This is a genomic window from Paraferrimonas haliotis, from assembly GCF_002282895.1.
Classification (GTDB): Bacteria; Pseudomonadota; Gammaproteobacteria; order Enterobacterales; family Shewanellaceae; genus Paraferrimonas; species Paraferrimonas haliotis.
The window spans coordinates 42118-63365 of the sequence record NZ_NRRB01000008.1 but is presented as its reverse complement, the minus strand read 5'-3'; the positions used below and the strand labels follow the sequence as shown (position 1 = coordinate 63365).

16 protein-coding genes are annotated in these 21248 nt (G+C 44.9%); 10 read left to right on the top strand and 6 right to left on the bottom strand.

Features of this window, described 5'->3' with window-relative positions; all coding sequences use genetic code 11:
- Position 1 precedes the first annotated feature (1 nt).
- On the bottom strand, positions 2-1315 hold the full coding sequence (gene pepQ / locus CLC91_RS13960; RefSeq protein WP_095499586.1) for a Xaa-Pro dipeptidase: 1314 nt from the start codon (positions 1313-1315) through the stop codon (positions 2-4).
- A 219-nt stretch (positions 1316-1534) separates the two neighbouring features.
- Here pepQ and fadB point away from each other — a divergent pair, with 219 nt between their 5' ends.
- The 4 genes from fadB to CLC91_RS13940 all read left to right on the top strand — a co-directional run bounded on the left by fadB (position 1535) and on the right by CLC91_RS13940 (position 8568).
- A complete protein-coding gene (gene fadB / locus CLC91_RS13955) occupies positions 1535-3676 on the top strand; it encodes a fatty acid oxidation complex subunit alpha FadB (protein WP_095499585.1) in 2142 nt (713 codons plus the stop codon).
- Between the two features lie 28 nt (positions 3677-3704).
- Complete coding sequence (gene fadA / locus CLC91_RS13950; protein ID WP_095499584.1) at positions 3705-4868, top strand: acetyl-CoA C-acyltransferase FadA; 1164 nt, start codon at positions 3705-3707, stop codon at positions 4866-4868.
- A 159-nt stretch (positions 4869-5027) separates the two neighbouring features.
- Entirely contained in the window at positions 5028-5273 is a 246-nt protein-coding gene (tusA, locus tag CLC91_RS13945) for a sulfurtransferase TusA (protein WP_095499583.1), read from the top strand.
- A 118-nt stretch (positions 5274-5391) separates the two neighbouring features.
- Positions 5392-8568, top strand: a complete 3177-nt coding sequence (locus CLC91_RS13940) for an amidohydrolase family protein (RefSeq protein WP_095499582.1) — start codon at positions 5392-5394, stop codon at positions 8566-8568.
- 68 nt (positions 8569-8636) lie between these two features.
- Here the strand turns inward: CLC91_RS13940 and CLC91_RS13935 are convergent, their stop codons facing one another.
- A complete protein-coding gene (locus tag CLC91_RS13935; RefSeq protein ID WP_095499581.1) occupies positions 8637-9215 on the bottom strand; it encodes a DNA-3-methyladenine glycosylase I in 579 nt (192 codons plus the stop codon).
- A 116-nt stretch (positions 9216-9331) separates the two neighbouring features.
- Between CLC91_RS13935 and glyQ the strand changes: the two genes are divergently transcribed.
- Complete coding sequence (gene glyQ, locus CLC91_RS13930) at positions 9332-10246, top strand: glycine--tRNA ligase subunit alpha (RefSeq protein ID WP_408634235.1); 915 nt, start codon at positions 9332-9334, stop codon at positions 10244-10246.
- Position 10247: 1 nt separating this feature from the next.
- Positions 10248-12311 (top strand): glycine--tRNA ligase subunit beta, encoded by a 2064-nt coding sequence (glyS, locus tag CLC91_RS13925; protein ID WP_095500562.1) that lies wholly within the window; start codon positions 10248-10250, stop codon positions 12309-12311.
- 94 nt (positions 12312-12405) lie between these two features.
- Here the strand turns inward: glyS and gyrB are convergent, their stop codons facing one another.
- Genes gyrB through dnaA form a run of 4 tightly spaced genes read right to left on the bottom strand, consistent with a single transcriptional unit; the run spans position 12406 to position 18441 of the window.
- On the bottom strand, positions 12406-14826 hold the full coding sequence (gene gyrB, locus CLC91_RS13920; protein WP_095499579.1) for a DNA topoisomerase (ATP-hydrolyzing) subunit B: 2421 nt from the start codon (positions 14824-14826) through the stop codon (positions 12406-12408).
- Between the two features lie 2 nt (positions 14827-14828).
- Positions 14829-15929 carry a DNA replication/repair protein RecF gene (gene recF, locus CLC91_RS13915; RefSeq protein ID WP_095500561.1) on the bottom strand — a complete coding sequence of 367 codons (1101 nt, stop codon included), beginning with the start codon at positions 15927-15929 and terminating at the stop codon, positions 14829-14831.
- A gap of 11 nt (positions 15930-15940) precedes the next feature.
- On the bottom strand, positions 15941-17041 hold the full coding sequence (gene dnaN / locus CLC91_RS13910) for a DNA polymerase III subunit beta (protein WP_095499577.1): 1101 nt from the start codon (positions 17039-17041) through the stop codon (positions 15941-15943).
- Positions 17042-17064: 23 nt separating this feature from the next.
- The gene (dnaA, locus tag CLC91_RS13905; RefSeq protein WP_095499576.1) at positions 17065-18441 is read right to left on the bottom strand and encodes a chromosomal replication initiator protein DnaA; all 1377 of its coding nucleotides are present in this window, start codon (positions 18439-18441) and stop codon (positions 17065-17067) included.
- 443 nt (positions 18442-18884) lie between these two features.
- Here dnaA and rpmH point away from each other — a divergent pair, with 443 nt between their 5' ends.
- The 4 genes from rpmH to yidC are packed head-to-tail and all read left to right on the top strand — an operon-like array spanning position 18885 to position 21245.
- On the top strand, positions 18885-19022 hold the full coding sequence (gene rpmH, locus CLC91_RS13900) for a 50S ribosomal protein L34 (RefSeq protein ID WP_095499575.1): 138 nt from the start codon (positions 18885-18887) through the stop codon (positions 19020-19022).
- 19 nt (positions 19023-19041) lie between these two features.
- Positions 19042-19398: a ribonuclease P protein component gene (rnpA, locus tag CLC91_RS13895; protein WP_095499574.1), complete on the top strand. Its 357-nt coding sequence runs from the start codon at positions 19042-19044 to the stop codon at positions 19396-19398.
- On the top strand, positions 19365-19619 hold the full coding sequence (gene yidD, locus CLC91_RS13890; RefSeq protein ID WP_095499573.1) for a membrane protein insertion efficiency factor YidD: 255 nt from the start codon (positions 19365-19367) through the stop codon (positions 19617-19619). The genes rnpA and yidD overlap by 34 nt, the downstream gene beginning before the upstream one ends.
- 3 nt (positions 19620-19622) lie before the next feature.
- Positions 19623-21245 (top strand): membrane protein insertase YidC, encoded by a 1623-nt coding sequence (gene yidC, locus CLC91_RS13885; RefSeq protein ID WP_095499572.1) that lies wholly within the window; start codon positions 19623-19625, stop codon positions 21243-21245.
- Positions 21246-21248 lie beyond the last annotated feature (3 nt).

The following is a 21248-nucleotide window of genomic DNA, read 5'->3' as shown; positions in this document are numbered from 1 at the left end:
ATTACAATCCCTGATTGCGCGTAAAGTTAATAGACCCTTCGCGAGTTACCAAAACGTTGTCTTCAATTCTGATTCCACCGAATGGTCTTAACACATCAACCACGTTCCAGTTAACCTTCAACTTAGCATCTGCGCTCAGGTTGTTTAAGAGGGTGTCAATAATGTACAAACCAGGCTCCACGGTGAGTACCTGCGACTCGGCCAAGGCTCTAGTGCATCGCAAGAACGGGTGTTGTGCTGGTGCGTTGAGGTGTTCACCCGATTCTGTTTGCATAAATCCTGCGACATCATGAACCTGCAGTCCAAGCATGTGCCCTAACCCATGAGGGAAAAACGCCTTAGTAATGCCCTGCTCGATCAAGCTCTCACTATCCCCATTCGCTATCCCAAACTGCAACAGCATGTCGGCGATTAAGCCATGCATGTGCTGATGTAAGTCAACGTATGGGACACCCGGCTTTATCTGAGCAATGATTGCTATTAAGTGTTGGTCCATTTGCTCAATCATGTCGGCAAATAACCCAGAAGAGAAAGCATACGTACGAGTGATATCTGAGGCATAGCCGTTACAACTGGCTCCAGCATCAATCAAGAATGAATTCAGTTGTTCAGGCGCGCGTGTTTCCAGTTGCGTATAATGAAGGATAGACGCGTTCTGATTGAGCGCGACAATGGCTCCATAAGGCGCTTCGTTTTCCCCCTGCGAAGTTGCCTTGATGAACGCTTGATTAATAGCAAACTCACTGGCACCAGCATAAAAAGCGTTTTTTGCAGCCACATGACCCAAAGCCGCCGTCTGATTCGCTTGCTCCATGCAGTTTTGCTCCCAAAGGGTTTTGAAGCTGCGATGATAATGACAGTAGTCGATGTACTCTTGTGGGTTTGTGTGTTTGAAGCCCGCCTCTCTTGCAAGATTTTCGTGCTCTCCGATGTACGCCCAGTCGTTTAAATGACTGCCAAATAGCGTTAGTGCCTGCGAAGGCTCAGTAATTACTTTTACGTTAAAGCTGTCAATCCAAAACTCGTTCGGGACATCGGCAACTTTATGCCAAAAATCCACCGGCTGATAAAAAATCAAAGTCGGCTTGTCGTGACCGTTTACCTGTAAATAACAATTAGGAGTTTTGGTGATCGGCAGCCATTGTTTGAAGTGAGGACTGACTTTAAACGGATAATCCATATCGTCGCCAAAGATACGATGTGGCTTTCCAGCATGAATAATAACGCCTTGCACCCCAGCTAATTCACAGGCTTTACGGGTGCGCAGTTGCAACTCTTCAATATGTTGCTGAAATAGTTTTTCTTTAGAATTCATGCTTCTGTCTCAGGTATTTGTTGTTTTCTTGTATGCTAGCACATCGCCTTAGTTGCTTTGAACTAAAACCATCGCAAGTTCAATGTTAAACAACTGTTTAAAATGACTGTTGAAATTTGTCACACAACACCGCAAACTGTGAGCCGAAGCAACATCCGAAATAATAAGAATTAGGCCAACCCTATTCCATTTGCTTTGGCCCTAAGAAGGAAAGAAGTCATGATTTACCAAAGCCCAACTGTGCAGGTAATAATGCACGAAAACCAAATTGCTGAGCTGCGCTTCAATGCTCCTGGCTCGGTTAACAAGTTTGACCAAGAAACCTTACAAGCATTTAATGGTGCTCTGGAAGCCATCGAAAAATCAACACCACGAGGAGTTGTGGTTACCAGCGCTAAATCGGTATTCATTGTTGGCGCCGACATTACTGAGTTTACCGACATGTTTGCCCAAGACGATGCCACCATCATCAGTTGGATTGAGCAAACCAATGCCATCTTTAACCGCTTAGAGGACTTACCGGTACCGACGGTCTGTGCCATTAACGGCTTTGCATTAGGTGGCGGCTTCGAAGCCGCACTAGCCTGCGACATTCGAGTCATGGCGAAGTCGGCACAAGTTGGCTTACCCGAAAGTAAACTAGGCCTAATTCCAGGCTTTGGTGGAACTTGTCGTTTACCTCGTGTCATTGGCGTCGACAATGCGTTGGAATGGATGACAAGCGGTAAACATCAAAAGCCTGCAGCGGCTCTTAGCGTTGGTGCGGTAGATTCTATTGTCGAAGATGACACCTTATTCGAACAAGCAACATTGACGCTTGAACGAGCAATTAGTGAAGAAATCGATTGGCAAACTCGACGTCAGGCTAAGCTATCGCCATTGAGCCTCTCTAAAATAGAGGCGCTCATGGCGTTCACGACCGCCAAAGGTATGGTTGCCAAAATTGCGGGTAAACATTATCCGGCCCCAATGATGGCCGTGACCGTTGTTGAACAAGCGGTAAGCGGTGATCGCACCCAAGCTTTAGAGGCAGAAAAGCAAGGCTTCCTAACGCTGGCTCGAACCGACGCTGCATCCGCTTTGATTGGCTTATTTCTAAATGATCAAGCGGTAAAAGGCAAAGCCAAAAAAATGGCAAAGGCTTCCAGCAAAGTTAACAATGCTGCCGTTTTAGGAGCCGGTATCATGGGAGGCGGTATCGCTTATCAAAGCGCTTATAAAGGCGTCCCAATTGTAATGAAAGATATTGCCCAGCCGGCATTAGATTTAGGTCTATCAGAAGCCAGCAAAATTAGCGCAAAGCTGGTGGAACGTGGTCGCAGCACACCAGCAAAAATGGCTAAAGTACTTAACAGTATCGTACCTTCGCTGGATTACTCCGCCATTAGCAGCGCGGAGGTGATTGTAGAAGCTGTGGTAGAAAATGAAAACGTTAAGGCTGCAGTCCTGAAGGAAACAGAATCACACGTTTCAGAAGACGCCATTCTAACTTCCAACACTTCGACAATATCCATCGATAGCCTTGCAGAAAACCTACAACGGCCAGACAAGTTCTGTGGCATGCACTTTTTTAACCCTGTCCACAAAATGCCACTCGTCGAGGTAATAAGAAGTAAGCACAGTAGCGAAGAAACCATTAACAAAGTTGTTGGGTACGCCACTCAAATGGGCAAAACCGCCATCGTAGTAAACGATTGTCCTGGCTTCTTTGTGAACCGAGTTTTGTTTCCTTACATTGGCGGCTTCAATAACCTCGTTGCTGACGGAGCCGATATTACTCAGGTCGATAAGGTTATGGAAAAGCAGTTTGGTTGGCCCATGGGCCCCGCTTACCTGTTAGATGTGGTAGGTATCGACACTGCTCATCATTGCCAAGGGGTTATGGCGGAAGGTTTCCCTGAACGCATGCAACAACCGTCAAAAGACTTAGTAAAAGCCATGTTTGAAGCCAACCGTTATGGCCAGAAAAACAACTTGGGCTTTTATCGCTACGAACTGGACAAAAAAGGACGCAATAAAAAAATCCTTGATGAGGATGCACTATCCATGATCGAAAGCGTTAGAGGGCCGGCGAAAGAATTCGACGCCGAAACAATCATGGCACGCTGCATCATTCCTATGATTATTGAAACCGTGCGCTGCCTTGAGGAAGGTATTGTAGCAAGCCCTGCAGAGGCTGATATGGCGTTGCTTTATGGCCTAGGTTTTCCAGCATTCAGAGGCGGCGTATTCCGATATATAGACACCGTTGGAATCGCAACCATAGTGGAAACTGCAGACCAATTTGCCGACTTAGGCCCTTTGTATCAGGTAACGCCAAAAATGCGCGAAATGGCCGCTTCAAACAGCCGTTATTACTAAAGCCGGCTAACAGGAAAGGAATTTAAAGATGAAACAAGCAGTAATTGTTGATTGCATTCGAACCCCTATGGGACGCTCTAAAGCGGGTGTCTTTCGAAACGTTCGCGCTGAAGCACTCTCGGCTCAACTAATGCGCGCTCTGCTCGAACGCAACCCTGCCTTAGATGCTGGCGAAGTGGAAGATATTTATTGGGGGTGCGTTCAGCAAACCCTAGAGCAAGGCTTTAATATCGCTCGTAATGCCGCCTTGTTAGCTGGCATTCCAAAGCAAGTCGGAGCGGTGACTATTAATCGCCTGTGTGGCAGTTCAATGGAAGCGTTACACCAAGCAAGCCGTGCCATTATGGTAGGTGATGGCGATGCCTTTATCATTGGTGGCGTCGAACATATGGGTCATGTGCCTATGAATCATGGCGTAGACTTTCATCCAGGCTTGGCTAAAAACGTAGCGAAAGCATCTGGCATGATGGGCCTTACCGCCGAAATGCTGGGTAAAATGCACGGCATTTCGAGACAGCAGCAAGATGAGTTTGCAGCACGCTCTCACCAACGGGCTCATGCTGCAACCTTATCCGGAGCCTTTGCAAACGAAATTCATGCCATTGAAGGTCATGATAGCCAAGGCGGCCTGATTAAGGTTAAACATGACGAGGTCATTCGACCTGAAACAACGGTTGAAGCGTTAAGCGCATTAAGACCGGTATTTGACCCTGTTAACGGTACTGTAACGGCGGGCAGTTCGTCGGCTTTATCCGATGGTGCCGCCGCCATGCTTGTTATGGAAGAAAGTAAAGCCAAAGCACTTGGTTTGCCAATTAGAGCTCGGGTTCGCTCCATGGCTGTGGCAGGTTGCGATGCTGCCATTATGGGATACGGTCCTGTTCCTGCGACGCAAAAGGCCCTAAAGCGTGCGGGACTTGGCGTAAACGATATTGAACTATGGGAGCTCAACGAGGCGTTTGCCGCGCAATCTCTACCATGCGTTAAAGAACTGGGTTTACTGGATGATCTCGACCACAAGGTTAACCTTAACGGCGGCGCTATTGCATTAGGCCACCCTCTTGGCTGTTCCGGCGCTCGAATATCAACAACCTTAATAAATTTGATGGAAGCAAAGGACGTTTCTCTTGGGGTTGCGACCATGTGTATTGGTCTTGGACAAGGCATAGCAACCGTGTTTGAACGGGCTTAAGTCGACAGTTTGTAGAAAATAATTAAAAGGCGGCACGACCGCCTTTTTTATTGGCTACCCCATCGAAACTGTTCACCAAGTCACCCTTTACATCTCAAAGATTGATCTTGTGATACCAGTGAGTAAAATTGCAGCATTAATTTCTCATCCGTATCAATTATGTCTTGCGAATTCGATAATGCTCAACACCAATTAGACGCTCTCGGCCTGCGCTGTCCAGAACCTGTCATGATGGTGCGAAAAACGGTTCGCAAAATGGCTTTGGGTGAGACGCTATTGGTCGTTGCCGATGACCCCTCCACCACCAGAGACATACCCAGCTTTTGTCAATTCATGGATCATACCTTGGTGGCAAAGCAAGTCGATACATCTCCTTTTCAATACCTCATAAAAAAAGGCGCTTGAAACAGCGTCAGATATTTCATTCTGGTTTAATTTTGTTACGTATTGCGAATATTAATTCGCCGAAATATATGCGATAACTGTAGCGCTGCTACAACACATAACAAAAATAGAGATCACAATGAAGAAAACACTTACGAGCTTATGCATAGCTGCTGCTCTGTGCTTGCCCGCTACTGCGCTGCAAGCAGCCGAAGAATCAGCATGGGATGTCAATAACCCGAAGAATGCACCTCTAGAAACCATTTCTATTGACACTAAAGCCGGAACTTGGATGAACGTGTCATTGAGCCCTGATGGCAAAACCATTGTGTTTGACCTGTTAGGCGACATCTATTCAATGCCTGCAAAAGGTGGCGAGGCAAAGCCTTTGCTAAAAGGAATTGCGTGGCATATGCAACCTGTCTTTAGCCCTGATGGTAAGTCAATTGCCTTCACTTCCGATCAAGGCGGCGGTGACAACATTTGGGTCATGAATGCTGACGGAAGTGACGTCCGAGCGGTTACGGATGAAACCTTCAGATTGTTAAACAGCCCAGCATGGAGCCCTGATTCTCAGTATTTGATCGCTCGTAAACACTTTACAGGAACTCGCAGCCTCGGCGCTGGTGAAGTTTGGATGTATCACGTACAAGGTGGCAGTGGCGTTCGCTTAACTGAGCGCCCTAATGAGCAAAAAGACTTGGGTGAACCGGCCTTCTCGCCCGATGGCCGATACGTATATTTCAGTCAAGATGCGACACCTGGAAAAACATTCCACTATTCGAAAGACTCCGTAAAGGGCATTTATAAAATTAAGCGCTATGATCGTCAAACCGGCGAAATAGAAGTGTTAATTGAAGGAACTGGTGGCGCTATTCGTCCGACCCCAAGTCCCGATGGTAAGCGTCTAGCCTACATTAAAAGAGACGGCTTCCAATCAACGCTTTACGTAATGGATCTAGCTTCTGGTAATCATAAGAAAGTTACCGACAAATTAGACCGAGATATGCAGGAAACCTGGGCCATTCACGGTGTATATCCAACAATGGCCTGGACACCCGATAACAAAGAAATCCTATTTTGGGGACAAGGTAAAATACAAAAAGTTATTGTCGATAAAGGCAATGTAGAGCAAGTTCCATTTCACGTGAGTGTTGAGAAAAAAATTCAACCGGCTGTGAAGTTCAAACAGAATATCGACAAAGATGTGTTTGACGTAAAAATGCTCCGTCAAGCACAAGTAAGCCCTAACGGCAAACAGGTAGTTTTTGAATCCTTAGGTAAGCTTTGGATCAAAGACCTACCCAATGGCAAAGCAAAGCGCTTAACCAAGTTGGATGATAACTACGACGAACTTTGGCCGCAGTGGTCTAGAGACAGTAAGTCGATTGTATTCGCCAGTTGGAATGATCAAGAACAAGGCGCAATCCGCATTGCTACAGTTCGCAATGGTCGTACCAGTACACTAACCAAAGAACCCGGTAAATACGTAGAGCCAACCTTCTCTCCCGACGGTAATACCGTTGTATACCGGAAAGCTCGAGGTGGCTATTTGCTGCCAAAGTCTTGGTCTCAAGACCCAGGCTTATACAAAGTTGCCGTTAAAAAGGGAAATCCTCAACGTATCAGCAACTCAGGTTTTCAACCGCAATTTGGTGCCGATAACGACCGAGTCTATTTTATGGAAGGCGGAAAGGAGCAAAAATTAAGCTCTATCGGCCTTGATGGCTATGAACCACGAACTCATTACAAAAGTGCACTTGCGACAGAGTTTAGAGTTTCTCCCGATGGTAAACACCTCGCTTTTGCAGAACGATTTAAAGTATTCGTCACGCCATTTGCAAAGCATGGAGAAACCATATCCATAGGTCCTGGCGCTAATAATTTACCCGTACGTCAGCTGTCTACCCGAGCTGGGGAAAGCATCAGTTGGGGCGGAGACAACAGTAGCCTGCATTGGACATTAGGCCCTGAGTTATACAGTGCTAAAGTTGATTTGAACTATGCAAGCGAGCAATCGGAATCGTCGCAACAGCCAAAGATAGTAAACATTGGCTATAGCGAAAAGAGCTATGTTCCACGTGGAACAATAGCGTTTACCGGAGGCCAAGTTATCACCATGGACGGTGATAAAGTTTACGCTAAGGGAACGGTTGTAGTTCAGGATAATAAGATTGTAGCGGTTGGTGATGAAACAAATACTCGTATACCAGCCGATGCAACTATCATCGATATTACCGGTAAAACCGTGATGCCTGGACTGTTTGATGCACATGCGCACGGTGGTCAAGGTCGAAACGAGATCATCCCTCAACAAAACTGGATTAACTATGCAGGTTTGGCGTTAGGTGTAACCAGTATCCATGACCCATCTAATGACACCACTGAAATTTTCGCCGCCTCAGAACGCCAAAAAGCCGGTAAGATTGTTGGGCCGCGCATATTCTCTACTGGAACCATTTTGTATGGTGCGCATGGCGCAGGTTATACCTCCCATGTTGATAGTTTAGAAGATGCTAAGTTCCACCTAGAGCGTTTACAAAAAGTCGGTGCTTTTAGTGTTAAAAGCTATAACCAGCCTCGTCGAAATCAACGACAACAAGTGATTGAAGCGGCTCGAGAATTAGAAATGATGGTGGTTCCTGAAGGCGGTAGTTTGTTACAGCACAACTTATCTATGATAAGTGATGGACACACAACCATAGAACATTCACTACCCGTGGCGGCCGTTTACAGTGATATCGAACAATTCTGGAATCAATCGAAAACCGGTTATACGCCAACCTTAGTAGTCGCATACGGTGGCATTAGTGGTGAACACTATTGGTACGACAAAACCGATGTGTGGACTCACCCTCGCTTATCTAAGTACGTCCCTAATGAAATCCTCAACGCTCGCAGCATGAGGCGAACCACTGCGCCTGATGAACATTACAATCACTTTAATGTTGCTCGCGTTGCTGAACAGCTTCGCAAGGTTGGCGTGGTCAGTGCCATAGGTGCTCATGGGCAGCGTGAAAGTTTAGGTGCGCATTGGGAAATTTGGATGTTCGAACAAGGTGGTATGTCTCCTTTAGAGGCGCTAAAAACTGCAACCATAAACCCAGCAATACATTTCGCAATGGATCATCAACTGGGTAGTTTAACCCCTGGTAAGTTGGCTGACATTATTGTAATCGATGGCGACCCGCTTAAGGACATTCGCCAAAGCGACCGAGTTACCCATACTATGGTGAATGGACGCTTATTTGATGCTGAGTCTATGAATGAATTGAACGGCGATAAGCAAAAGCGTAAGCCTTTCTATTTCGAATAATAGATTGAGCTGATTAAAAAAGGGAAGCTTTAGAGCTTCCCTTTTTTAATGTTCCACGTGAAACATTATTAGTCTTTTTTCAAAATCGATGCCTGATAGGCCAAACAGTCAACTCTATGATCGTTCACCATGCCCACTGCCTGCATAAACGCATAACAAATCGTGGGCCCTACGAAGTTAAACCCTAGCTTTTTCAGTGCCTTCGACATGTTCCTTGATGCCTCAGTTTCAGTAGGTAATTGCTCTTCTCTACTCCACTGATTAACGATTTGTTTGCCATCTACAAATCCCCACAGAAACTCCGAAAAATCTAATCCTTGCTCTTTTATCGCGATAAAACCTTTAGCATTTCGAATGATGGACTCAATTTTCAAGCGGTTTCTTATAATGCCTTTATCATTTAGCAACCGTTCTACTTTCTCTTGATCGTATAGGGCTATTTTGTAAGGGTCGAAGTTATCGTAGGCCAGACGATAACTTTCTTGTTTTTTCAACACCGTTAACCAAGACAGGCCTGCTTGCTGACCGTCCAAGCAGAGTTTTTCGAAAAGCTCGTATTCGTCGAAGACCGCTCTACCCCATACCTTGTCATGATATTCAATATAAATAGGCTCTTTGGTAACCCAACTACAACGACACATATCCAACCTTTTGAAAATAATGCTGTGACTTAAAAATTAACCTACATTCAGGCCGGTTGACAAGGTATACTTTGTCGGATCATACATTCAGAAATTGTCAGTCTAGAATTAGCAGAGCCATCATGCCGAAATACGATATAAAGACTTTCCAAGGTTTTATCTTGACGCTTCAAGATTATTGGGCCGAACAAGGATGTGCAATAGTACAACCTCTAGATATGGAAGTTGGGGCTGGAACCTTTCATCCACAAACATTTTTACGAGCTATTGGGCCTGAACCCATGAGCAGTGCATACGTACAACCGTGCCGTCGCCCAACCGATGGTCGCTACGGGGAAAACCCAAACCGTATGCAGCACTACTATCAGTTCCAAGTCGTTCTAAAGCCCTCACCATCCAATATTCAGGAGCTGTATTTAGGTTCTTTGAAAGCGTTAGGTGTGGATCCAGAAATTCACGACATTCGCTTCGTAGAAGATAACTGGGAAAGTCCAACATTAGGCGCCTGGGGTTTAGGTTGGGAAGTTTGGTTAAATGGCATGGAAGTAACCCAATTCACCTATTTCCAGCAGGTGGGTGGACTTGAGTGTGCACCCGTAACCGGCGAGATAACCTACGGTCTTGAGCGATTAGCCATGTACATCCAGGGTGTAGATTCCGTGTACGACTTAGTTTGGACAGATGGTCCTATGGGTAAAATTACCTATGGTGATGTATTCCATCAAAACGAAGTAGAGCAATCGACGTATAATTTTGAACACGCTGATGTCGAGGTTTTGTTTGCGACGTTTGATCAATGCGAGCAGGCGTGTAATAAGTTGCTAGCGCTTGAGCCAGCTTTACCCCTACCTGCGTATGAGCAAGTAATGAAAGCAAGCCACGCCTTTAATTTGCTAGATGCACGCCACGCAATATCAGTGACCGAACGCCAACGCTATATTTTGCGTGTCCGAGCTATGTCCAAAGGTGTAGCACAAGCCTATTATAATGCTCGTGAAGCACTTGGTTTTCCTATGAACTCAAAGGAAGAGAAATAAGATGCAGAACTTCCTATTAGAACTCGGTACCGAAGAGCTACCGCCAAAGTCACTTCGCCAACTTGCACAAAGCCTAAGTGACAATATTGAAACGCAATTGGACGCTGCAGAACTTTCTTTTGAGACGATAACATGGCACGCGGCCCCCCGACGCTTGGCCGTTACCGTTACTCAGCTAGCCAATACGCAACCTGACAAGGTCGTTGAAAAAAAGGGGCCTTCAGTAAAAGCGGCATTCGACAGTGATGGTAACCCAACAAAAGCAGCACAGGGTTGGGCTCGCTCCAATGGCATAACGGTTGAAGAAGCTGAACGGGTAGCCACAGACAAAGGCGAATGGTTGCTTTTTAAAGCAGAGGTCCAAGGAAAAACCGTTGCTCAACTGCTTCCAGAAATCGTCAATACGGCCGTTTCTAAACTGCCAATTCCAAAGCCAATGCGCTGGGGAAGCAGTCGTACTCAATTTATTCGACCTGTCCACACCTTAACAATGCTTTACGGTGACCAACTAATTCCTGCCAAAGTTTTGGATATCGAGAGCGGTAGAGTCATTCGCGGCCATCGATTTATGGGAGACCAAGAGTTAACCTTAACGCATGCTGATGACTATCTAACTAGCCTAGAGAAACAAGGCAAAGTGATAGCCGACTACGAATCTCGCAAAGCATTTATTCTAAACGGAGTTACTCAAGCGGCAAACGCTGTTGGTGGCAAGGCCGATTTAGACGACGCTTTGGTCGAAGAAGTAACTTCGTTAGTAGAGTGGCCTGTTATTTTAATAGCAAGCTTCGATCCGGAATTTCTTACTGTACCTAGCGAAGCACTGGTCTACACCATGAAAGGCGACCAAAAGTACTTCCCAGTATACGATGAAGCCGGAGAGTTACTGCCTAAATTTATTTTCGTTTCAAATATCGAGTCGAAAGATCCTAATCAGGTTATCGATGGAAATGAAAAAGTTGTGCGCCCACGACTTGCAGATGCTGAGTTTTTCTTTAAAACCGACCGTAAACATTCATTGCAATCGCGCCTTGAAAGCCTTTCAGGTGTCACCTTTCAGAAGCAATTAGGAAGCTTGAAAGCGCGATCTGAACGCATTTCCGCGATAGCCGGGCAAGTTGCCGAGTTATTGGGTGCGAACGTAGCCGATGCTCAGCGTGCTGGCCTACTGTCAAAGACCGATTTAATGACCGAAATGGTAATGGAATTTACCGATACCCAAGGCGTAATGGGTATGCACTATGCTCGCCTAGATGGCGAAAGCGAAGCCGTTGCGGTTGCTATCAGTGAACAATACTTACCTAAATTTTCTGGTGACCGAGTTCCGAGCCACCCAGTTTCAATAGCGGTAGCTTTGGCAGAAAAACTAGACACGCTCACTGGAATTTTTGGCATTAATCAACCACCTAAGGGCGATAAAGACCCCTTTGCACTTCGTCGCGCCGCCATTGGTACCCTCAGAATTATCGTAGACAATCAACTTAAGTTGGATCTACAGCCCTTAATTAAGTATTCGGTGGCGCAGCATCAATCGAACTTGAGTAATGAAAATACCGCAAATGAGGTTATCGATTTTTTGCTTGGTCGCTTTAGAAGTTGGTATCAAGAACAGGGAATTAGTGTTGACGTTATTCAAGCAGTATTAGCGAGACGCCCTACTTCACCTACCGACTTTGATCACCGTGTTAAAGCAGTGAACCACTTCCGCGGATTGGAGCAGGCAGAAGCCCTCGCAGCAGCGAACAAGCGGGTTGGCAATATTCTGGCTAAAAATAGCAGCGAATTAGGCGCTGAGTTAACTGCTAGCTTACTGCAAGAGCCTGCAGAAATAGCGTTAGCTGAGCAGCTGCAACAAGTTAGTAAGGGACTCGATGTGCTAGCAGCTAAAGGCGAATATCAGCAAGTGCTCACTAGTCTTGCTGAATTGCGAGCAAACATCGATGCGTTCTTCGATAACGTTATGGTTATGGCCGACGACCCGGCTTTAAAACAGAACCGATTAGCCTTACTTAATCAGCTCAGAAATCAATTTCTATTGGTAGCCGATATCTCTGTTTTACAGTAATTAACTCGGATCCGGTTCGATCGTAATCAACAAACTTATCCACAAAAAAAAGCCACTCTATAGAGTGGCTTTTTAGTGGCTAATACTTTGCTTATTAAACGTCTAAATTAGCAACATTTAGAGCATTAGATTCAATAAAGTCTCTACGGGGTTCAACCTGATCTCCCATTAAGCAAGAGAACAGCTGATCCGCAGCAATAGCGTCTTCTACGGTAACTTGTAACATTCTACGGGCTTCAGGATCCATTGTGGTTTCCCAAAGCTGATCCGGATTCATTTCTCCTAGTCCTTTGTATCGCTGAATGTACAGTCCTCGTTTAGATTCATTCATCAACCAATCAAGAGCTTCCACAAAGTTATCAACAGGCTTAGAACGCTCTCCACGGCGCACAAAGCCGTCTTTTTCTATTAAGCCTACGATTGCCTCTCCTAGGCTTGCTATGCGGCTATAATCGCCGGAGAGGAAGAAGTCTTGGTTGAATAAATAATTGCGATCGATGCCGTGCAAACGAATCGTTATTTGTGGAGCAAAACCACCGGTTTCAGAGGAAATAACCTCTCCGCGATAAAGGGCCCCATCGACTTCGCGCTCCTTAAGGTCGTTAACTAGGGTATCCACCCAAGTTTGTACAGAGCTTATATCGGTCAGATCCGACTCACTCATACGGTTTTGGTAGATAATTCTATCCATTACCTTGGCTGGGAATCTGCGATCCAATCGATTGATAATCGATTCAACCTCTCGGTATTGACCTACCAGTTGCTCTAATGGTGCTCCAGAAATTGCTGGAGAGTCGTTATTAGGGTGTATACCGGCATTATCCAGTGCCAAAGTTGTGAGGTATTGTGTTAACGCCGGATCGTCTTTCAAGTACTGCTCTTGTTTACCTTTTTTCACTTTGTACAAAGGCGGTTGAGCGATGTAAATATATCCACGCTCAATCATCTCCGGCATTTGACGGAAGAAGAAGGTCAACAACAAGGTGCGAATATGGCTTCCATCAACATCCGCATCGGTCATGATGATGATGTTGTGATAACGGGTTTTTTCAGGGTCGTATTCATCACGACCAATACCACAACCCATTGCGGTAATTAGAGTAGCGACCTCTTGAGACGACAGCATTTTGTCGAAACGCGCTTTTTCTACGTTAAGAATCTTACCTTTCAGCGGCAAAATAGCCTGGTTCTTACGGTTTCGTCCTTGTTTCGCTGAGCCGCCTGCCGAGTCACCCTCCACAATATACAGTTCAGATAAAGCCGGGTCTTTCTCCTGGCAGTCTGCCAGTTTGCCGGGTAACCCAGCGAGATCTAGCGCTCCTTTACGTCGAGTCATTTCTCGAGCTTTCCGCGCGGCCTCCCTCGCTCTGGCTGCATCCATTATCTTGCCGACAATGATCTTTGCGTCGACAGGATTTTCCAATAGAAAGTCATTAAGCTTTTCGCTCATGGTCTGCTCAACAGCGCCTTTTACCTCGCTAGAAACCAACTTATCCTTGGTTTGGGAGCTAAATTTAGGATCTGGAACTTTAACGGATATTACAGCAGTCAAGCCTTCTCGGGCATCGTCGCCTGTCGCGTTCCCCGACTGCTTATTTTTCTTGTTTAAGCCTTCTCTCTCTATATAAGAGTTTAGATTACGAGTCAGTGCACTTCTGAAACCGGCTAAGTGGGTACCGCCGTCGCGCTGTGGAATGTTGTTGGTAAAGCAGAAAATGTTTTCCTGGAAGCCATCATTCCATTGCATGGCCACTTCGACCGTAATACCGTCTTCACGCTCTTGAGTAAAATGAAATACCGATTTGTTAACGGCTGTTTTATTGCGATTTAGGTAGTCGACAAAAGCGCTAATACCGCCTTCGTACATGAAATGATCCGATTTGCCATCGCGTTCATCGTGGAGACGAATCGAAACGCCGGAATTCAAAAATGACAGTTCCCGCAAACGCTTCGCGAGAATTTCGTAGTGAAACTCGACATCGCTAAATACGGTTGGACTTGGCCAAAATCTTAGCTCAGTGCCGGTCTTTTCGGAATCACCGATTACCCCCAATGGAGCCTCTGGAACACCTAGCTTGTAGGTTTGTTGATGTACTTTACCCGCTCGGCCAATTGTCAGCACTAATTTGTCGGAAAGTGCATTTACTACCGAAACACCTACGCCATGTAGGCCGCCAGACACTTTATAAGAGTTATCATCAAACTTCCCGCCTGCATGCAGTACTGTCATGATAACTTCTGCGGCAGAGACACCTTCTTCTTCGTGAATATCGGTAGGAACACCGCGACCATCGTCTTTGACCGAAACGGAGCCATCACTGTGAATTGTCACAATAATATCTTCACAATGTCCGGCTAGCGCCTCGTCAATAGAGTTGTCTACTACCTCAAAAACCATGTGATGTAGACCGGTACCGTCATCGGTATCACCAATGTACATTCCGGGACGTTTGCGTACTGCATCTAACCCCTTTAGTACCTTAATACTGGACGAGTCGTAACTATTCTCAGACATATTCATCTCTCATTTGTTGATTCTACTTCTTCGACAATGCCGCGTTTCACGTGAAACATTTTTATCGGCACTTCATCGAGTGAGTCAATGATTGCTTTTGGATCGATAGCGGTCACTAAAAGCTGAGCGCCGGTATCTTGCAACTGTTTTAAAAGTAAACTGCGATGCTGCCTATCGAGTTCCGATGGAAGATCATCGACTAAATAAATACTATTTTTCTTCGTTTGTTGCGTTAACAAAAGTCCTTGGGCGATTCGTAATGCGCACACCAATAACTTTAACTGTCCTCTCGACAACGTATCATGGGCAGGCAAACTACCAACTCGCAAACGAAGGTCGGCCTTATGCGGCCCGGTCACCGTATACCCTAGATCAATATCTCTTTGATAACTATCGGTTAATACTTCTGACAGTGACTTATTTTTATCCCAGCCTTGATAAAAAGAAATACGAATATCTGCATCGGGTAAAAACTGACTTATTATACCTTTTAAAACGTCATTTAACGAGGCTACATATGCATTTCTAAACAAACTTACTTGCTCGCCAAATCTAATCAGCTCTTTGTCCCAAATAACAAGCTGCTGCCTATCTACTCGCCGTTTTAAGAGCACATTGCGTTGAGCGATAGCTCGACGAGTTGCTACCCAAACTTTGTGAAATTCCGAGTTGCTGTGGAACACGCCCCAATCAATAAACTGGCGTCTTGATTTAGGGCCTTCAAACAATAACGAAAAACTTTCGGGCGTTATCACCTGTATCGGCAATGACTCTGCCAGTCTAGACAGTTTTGCCTCTTTAACACCATCGATTTTTATTTCGGTATTACCTTTGTTATCTCTCTGAATTCCAATACTTTTCAAGCTTTTGTCTTGTGCTTGAACCTGCCCGAAAACAACCGTTTTTAAATGGTCATGTTGAATGAGGCGTTGACTAAGATGAGACCTGAATGAGCGGCCTAGTCCCAAATAATATATGGCCTCGAGGAGAGAGGTTTTCCCCGATCCATTATCACCATAAATAAGATTCAACCCATCGGACAAAGTCAGACGGGCTGATGTTATATTGCGGAAGTTATGCAGCGAAAGCTGGCTTAGGCTCATTGATTAAAAGGCTACAAGCGCATCGGCATAACCACGTACATAGAGTCGTCTTGATCATGGTTTTCAATCAATGCGCTGGAATTACCATCTATCAGTGTAATTCGAACGTCTTTTGAGGGAAGACTGTTCATAACATCCAACAGATAGCTGACATTAAAGCCAATTTCTAACTGAGTGTTTTGATAGTCCACATCCATAATCTCTTCGGCTTCTTCCTGCTCTGGATTATTTGCGGTTATTTTAAGAAGGTCGGTTTCTAGTTGAACTCGAACCCCTCGGAATTTTTCATTAGATAAAATTGAGGCGCGCAACAAACATTGTCGCAACCACTCTCTATCCGCGACCACAACTTTGTCACCCCCTTTGGGTAAAACCCGCCGATAATCGGGGAATCGGCCATCAACCAACTTACTGGTGAGTGTTGCCTTTTCTGTTACAGCACGAATACTGTTTTCGCCAATAGCAATGTGGATTAACGCGTCATCAGACTCAAACAAACGACTTAGCTCGATAACCCCTTTGCGCGGCACAATAACTTGCTTTTCTGGCAACGACGCTTCAATCATTCTGTAGCTCAACGCCAAGCGATGACCATCGGTAGCAACCGCTCGTAATGTATTACCTTCGGTCTCAAATAATAGCCCGTTTAGGTAATAGCGAACGTCTTGGTTAGCCATAGAGAATTGGGTTGAGTCGATCAAGGACTTCAAGGTCCCTTGAGTTAAATCAAACTCTACTTCTGGGTTCCAATCATCAACATTTGGATATTCTTCCGCTGGTAAGGTTGCCAATGAAAAACGACTGCGGCCACAACGTATGAGCAATCGGTTTTCCTGCTGCTCAACCTTAACCTCTGACTGATCGGGCAGCGAGCGAACGATATCTAAAAACTTTTTCGCTGGTACCGTAGTTTTCCCTTCTACTAATGCACCTTCTAATGGCGTTTGCCCTACAAGCTCTACTTCAAGGTCGGTCCCGGTGAGCCTAAGTTGGTTAGTACTTACTTCTACCAGGATGTTAGATAAAATGGGAAGGTTATGGCGTCGTTCAACGGCTCCCGAAACAAGCTGAATCGGTTTTAATAAACTGTCCCTATTAATTGTAAATTTCATGGTTTACCCATTCCCTATTTACGTTATGACGACAAAGTACGAATTAAGTTTGCGTAATCTTCTTTTATATCATGACTTTCTTCGCGAAGCTGTTCAATCTTGCGACAAGCATGTAAAACCGTTGTATGGTCTCGCCCACCAAATGCATCACCAATTTCAGGTAAGCTGCGGGTGGTCAACTCTTTAGCCAGCGCCATTGCTACCTGTCTTGGACGTGCAACGCTACGGGAACGACGCTTAGACAGTAAATCAGCCACTTTGATCTTATAGTACTCGGCTACGGTTTTCTGAATATTATCTATGGTAACTAATTTTTCTTGTAAGGCTAATAAATCTCTTAGAGCTTCACGCACAAAGTCGATAGTAATTGGGCGTCCGGTAAAATTAGCATTCGCAATCACCCTATTGAGCGCCCCTTCGAGCTCTCGAACGTTAGAGCGCAATCTTTTCGCAATAAAAAAAGCCACTTCATCGGGCAAATGAATGCCACTTTCTTCCGCTTTTCGCATCAAAATAGCGACTCTAGTTTCAAGTTCTGGCGGCTCAATAGCGACCGTTAATCCCCAACCGAAGCGCGATTTTAATCTATCTTCAACCCCTTCAATCTCTTTAGGGTATCGGTCGGACGTCAAAATAATCTGATGATTACCTTCTAACAAGGCATTGAAGGTATGAAAAAACTCTTCTTGTGTCCGGTCTTTCTTAGCAAAAAATTGGATATCATCGATGAGCAAGGCATCAACACTGCGGTAATACCGTTTAAATTCCTCAATGGCATTGGTTTGGAGCGCCTTTACCATGTCTTGAACAAAACGCTCTGAGTGCATATAAACAACTTTAGCATCGGGCTTTGCTTCCATAATGCCGTTACCGACAGCATGCAGTAAATGCGTTTTACCGAGTCCTGTACCACCATACAAGAACAATGGATTGTAGGCTCCGCCAGGATTTTCCGACACTTGCATAGCCGCTGCTCGGCCTAACTGATTCGACTTACCCTCTACAAAATTATCAAAATGATAAGTAGGGTTAATATTGCTTCTATGAGATGGTCTTTCTACTTTACTGGAAGCGTCTTCAGGTTGTTTTTGTTTTTGAACAACAGGCGCAACTCGACGACTTGGCATCGGCGTTGTTGCCGGTTTAACCGGAACGGGTCTACTACCAACTTCAAATTTAAGTAATGGCGCATCGCCACCCAAATTGGCAGTAAGAAACTGGTTGATGGTATTAAGGTATTTGTCTCGTACCCAGTCCAATACAAATCGATTAGGTGCATAAAGAACTAAACTGTCTTTTTCTAGTTCTGCTTGAAGTGGACGTATCCACATATTGTATTGCTGAGCAGGCAATTCATCCTGAAGTTGCTCGCAGCATTGCTGCCAAAGCGACACGGTCACTATTTTATCCCCAATAGGATCTTATTAATGTGGATATTCTATCTTGAGCGGGCGTAAATCACCATAGGATCACTGCATTTATCCCCAACTTGATCCAACTCTGTGATCCCTGCGATCGACACGGATCGCAACCGCGAACGTAAGCTATAATTATTCGCAAATACAGGGTAGGCTTGAGTTGTGATCGATCTCATTGATAACGAGTCAGATCGCAAGCGTTTCACAAAGAACCACTACATCTTGTGTTGATCCACAAACTTATCCACAAGTTTTATTCAAAAAATCGTGACCGAACCCATTAATCTCGATTTATTAGCGGATCTGAGCTCGTTTGTATTGACGTGCCTAAATAAAGTGATTACAATTCGCCCTCTTTTTTTGCCAAGACTAACTTTTATTAGGTTTTGGTGTGAACTTAACTAACCAAAGACGGATTGCCTCCAATGAGTAAACGTACTTTTCAACCAACGAACCTGAAGCGCAAGCGTACTCACGGCTTCCGCGCTCGTATGGCAACTAAAAATGGCCGCAAAGTATTGGCTCGTCGCCGTGCTAAAGGTCGTGCTAGCTTAGCTGTTTAAGCCGAGTCAGGTATAAAAGGTGGATCATTACACCTTTCCTAGGGAGTTACGTCTGTTAACTCCCAAAAATTTTCAAAAAGTTTTCTCCAAGCCTGTACGGGCTTCTACTCCAGAAATAACCCTTTTAGCGATCACAAATGAACAGGAACATCCACGCCTGGGACTGACTGTAGCTAAAAAACAAGTTAAACTCGCATGCAGACGCAATCGCATTAAAAGAATTATGCGAGAAAGTTTCCGGCAACATCAGCACGAACTGCCGGCAGTCGATATCGTTGCCATATGCAAGAAAGATCTACAACACATGGATAACGAAGCAATACATAAATTGGTAAGAAAGCTATGGCGCAAACTTGGTCGCCGCTGCAATGGCTAATTATTAAGTTTATTCGAGGATATCAATTGGTAATCAGTCCAATGATAGGTCCTCGTTGTCGCTTTAACCCGACCTGTTCGCACTACGCAATTCAAGCAATAAAAGTGCATGGAACATTAATTGGTAGTTGGTTAAGCATTAAACGCATATTAAAATGTCATCCTTTACATCCGGGCGGAGAAGACCCTGTCCCAGACAAACACAATAGGTGTAATAAATAGGCTATGGAATCACAACGCAATTTATTGCTGATAGGTTTGTTGCTTGTCAGTTTTTTCCTTTGGCAGCAATGGTCCGTTGAGCAAAACCCTCAACCCGCCCAAACTGCTTCAGTAGAACAACAATCAGGTATTGATTCAGCAAGTTCAGATGTACCAATGGCTGATTCGTCGATTGCCGACACACAAACCGTTAGCAAAGAAATCATTACCGTTGTTACTGACCAGTTTGAACTCCATATCGATCCCACTGGTGGTGATATTGTTTACGCCGCGTTACTAACGCATAAACAAGAACTTGATGGTGAAGACCCATTTGTATTGCTTGAACAAACGGATGGTTTTACCTACACAGCACAAAGCGGTTTGATTGGTCGAGATGGTATCGACTCAAGTGTTAATGGCCGTGCCGTTTTTGCTTCTGAAAAGACTCAATATCAACTTGTTGATGGCCAAGATACTCTGGACGTAGATCTTACTTACCAAGCAGCTAATGGTGCTTCTTACATCAAACGATTCTCCTTAACTCGTGGACAACACGACATTAAGGTTAGCTATATTATCAACAACACCACCGATAAATCATTGCAGATGCAAATGTACGGTCAGCTAAAGCAATCGATTTCATCAGAAAGTAAAAATTTGATGATGCCTACTTACCGTGGCAGTGCTTTCTCAACCACCGATACTCGCTACGAAAAATATACCTTTGAAGATATGGCGAAAGCTAATCTAGATAAGCAAACGTTAGGCGGTTGGGTTGCTATGTTGCAACACTACTTCGTTTCAGCGTGGGTGCCGCCAGCAAACGAGCAGAATAAACTTTTTACCAGCGTTGTATCAGGTGGTTTGTCTAATATCGGCTATCGCGGCAGCTTGGTAGATGTAGCTCCAAATAGCCAAGCAACCATAAGTGCTGATCTGTTTATTGGACCTAAAGATCAAAAAGCGCTTTCTGCTCTGTCAGAAACGTTAAACCTAACCGTTGATTATGGCTTTCTTTGGTGGCTTGCAGTGCCTATCAACAAAGTACTGATGTTCTTCCAAAGTATTGTTATCAACTGGGGCCTTGCAATCATTTTGGTTACGCTTACGGTACGCGGTCTTTTATACCCGTTGACCAAAGCGCAATACACCTCTATGGCGAAAATGCGCCAACTACAGCCTAAGTTGCAAGAACTTAAAGAGCGTTATGGCGAAGATCGTCAAAAGATGGGTCAAGTCATGATGGAGTTGTATAAGAAAGAAAAAGTAAACCCAATGGGAGGTTGCTTTCCTATCTTATTACAAATGCCAATTTTCATTGCTCTTTATTGGGTGCTTCTTGAAAGTGTCGATCTTCGCCATGCAGAATTCCTATGGCTTGAAGATCTCTCGGTAATGGATCCTTACTTCATAATGCCTGCATTGATGGGTATTTCCATGTATGTAATGCAGAAACTACAGCCGACACCAGCAACGATGGACCCTATGCAACAAAAAATGATGCAATGGATGCCCATGATATTTGTCGTATTCTTTATATGGTTCCCGGCAGGTCTGGTACTCTACTGGCTAGTTGGTAACTTGGTAGCAATCGCCCAACAATTGATTATCTACCGAGGCCTAGAGAAAAAAGGCCTTAAATAATCA